The organism is Phaeovulum sp., assembly GCF_041596715.1.
Taxonomy (GTDB): domain Bacteria; phylum Pseudomonadota; class Alphaproteobacteria; order Rhodobacterales; family Rhodobacteraceae; genus UBA6213.
This window is the reverse complement of the sequence record NZ_JBFHIA010000371.1, coordinates 1-1,891: the sequence shown is the minus strand read 5'-3', so window position 1 is coordinate 1,891 and position 1,891 is coordinate 1. Positions and strand designations below refer to the sequence as shown.

At 63.2% G+C, this 1,891-nt stretch carries 2 protein-coding genes; one reads left to right on the top strand and one right to left on the bottom strand.

Annotation, left to right across the window (positions count from 1 at the left end):
* Positions 1-323: peptide deformylase (locus tag ABY403_RS16130; protein WP_372841830.1), on the bottom strand; the 323-nt coding region annotated here is incomplete at its 3' end.
* A gap of 139 nt (positions 324-462) precedes the next feature.
* Here ABY403_RS16130 and ABY403_RS16125 point away from each other — a divergent pair.
* Complete coding sequence (locus ABY403_RS16125) at positions 463-1,647, top strand: MalY/PatB family protein (RefSeq protein WP_372841829.1); 1,185 nt, start codon at positions 463-465, stop codon at positions 1,645-1,647.
* The last annotated feature ends 244 nt before the right edge of the window (positions 1,648-1,891 follow it).

Below are 1,891 nucleotides of genomic sequence, written 5' to 3'. Positions count from 1 at the left end.
GGGCGGGTGACTTCGGCAAACTGATCAGGCACCGAAAGGCAGCCTTCCTCGTACGTGTTGGTTGCCTCGGAGACCCAAGTCACCTCGGGGTTGATCAGCACCATCGGTTGCGGGGCGGCGGCATGATCCTTGACGCAGTCCATCACGAACATCCGCTTCAGCACGCCTACCTGCGGCGCAGCAAGGCCGACACCGGGCGCACCATACATGGTGGCAAGCATGTCATCGGCCAGTTTGCGCAGGTCGCGGTCAATCGTGACCACGGGATCGCACAGCTTTCTCAGCCGAGGGTCGGGATGAATGATGATCGGGCGAAGGCTCATGGCGGCTGATTTAGGCGATGCCGCGCGACCATGCAAGATGGGCGGGGCGGCACTATCGCCAATTGCCCCTGCGAGCCCAGCCGTTATAACCCAAAGCCGAACCGATGCCACGCCATGCCCGCAGCAAGGAACACTCCCCATGAGCCAGACCCCCGACTTCGACGAAATCATCAACCGCTTCGGCACACACTCGGTGAAATGGGACGGGATGGAGCCTCTGTTCGGCGTCGCTGCGGCAGACGGCATTTCGATGTGGGTGGCGGATATGGATTTTCGCCCGCCGCAAGCCGTGCAAGACGCGCTCAAGGGAATGCTGGACCATGGGCTTTACGGGTATTTCGGTGATGATGCCGCCTACCACGCCGCGATCCGCTGGTGGATGTCAGAGCGCCACGCTTGGGCTGTGGAAAAGGATTGGATCTTCACCACGCATGGCCTTGTGAACGGCACCGCGATCTGCGTCGATGCCTTTACCGCGCCGGGCGACGGGGTCGTGCTGATGACGCCGGTCTATCACGCCTTCGCCCGCGTCATCAAAGCGGCCGGACGGAAAGTCGTGGAATGCCCGCTGGCATTGGAAGACGGGCGCTACGCAATGGATTTCGCCGCGTGGGACGCGCAGATGACCGGCGCGGAAAAGATGCTTATCCTCTGCTCCCCGCACAATCCCGGCGGCAGGGTCTGGAGCGTAGAAGAACTGCGCGGCGTCGCTGATTTCTGCGCGCGCCACGATCTGGTTCTCGTCTCGGACGAGATTCATCACGATCTGGTCATGCCCGGCCACCGCCACACCGTCATGGCCAATGCCGCCCCCGACGCCACATCGCGGCTTGTGACACTTTCAGCGACCACCAAAACCTTCAATATCGCGGGTGCCCATATCGGCAATGTCATCATTGCAGACCCCGCTCTGCGCGCGCGATTTGCAGCGCGGATGGCGGCGCTTGGCATTTCGCCCAACTCGTTTGGCCTGATCATGGCGACCGCAGCCTATTCGCCGGAAGGCGCGGCGTGGCTGGATGCGCTTATCCCCTACATCGAAGGCAACCGAAAGCTGTTCGACGCGGGCGTGAACGCCATTCCCGGCCTGCGCTCGATGCCGCTGGAGGCCACTTACCTCGCATGGGTGGACTTCGCCGGCACCGGCATGGCGACGGAGGAGTTCACGCGCCGGGTCGAAAAGGGCGCGCGGATTGCCGCCAACCACGGGCCGACCTTCGGCTTGGGGGGCGAAAGCTACATGCGCTTTAACCTCGCCACGCCGCGCAAGGTGGTGGCCGAAGCTGTGGCGCGCCTGCAAACCGCGTTTTCCGACCTGCAATGATGCGTCGGGCGGCGCGAATACGCCGCCCGGATCAACGCTTACTAAAAGAATTACGCATGAAACGCCGGTAGAAACCCGGCGCTAGGCGCGCGGCAGATAGCCTACGGGCGCTGTCTCATCGCGCGCGAAGTCTAGCGGAGCGCGGTCACGCACCGCTGTTTCGCGCTTTGCGGTGCAGATCAGTTCGCCTGCCTCTACTGCCGAGGCGACGATCAGGCAGGTTGCCATGTGGCGCCCGCCTTCG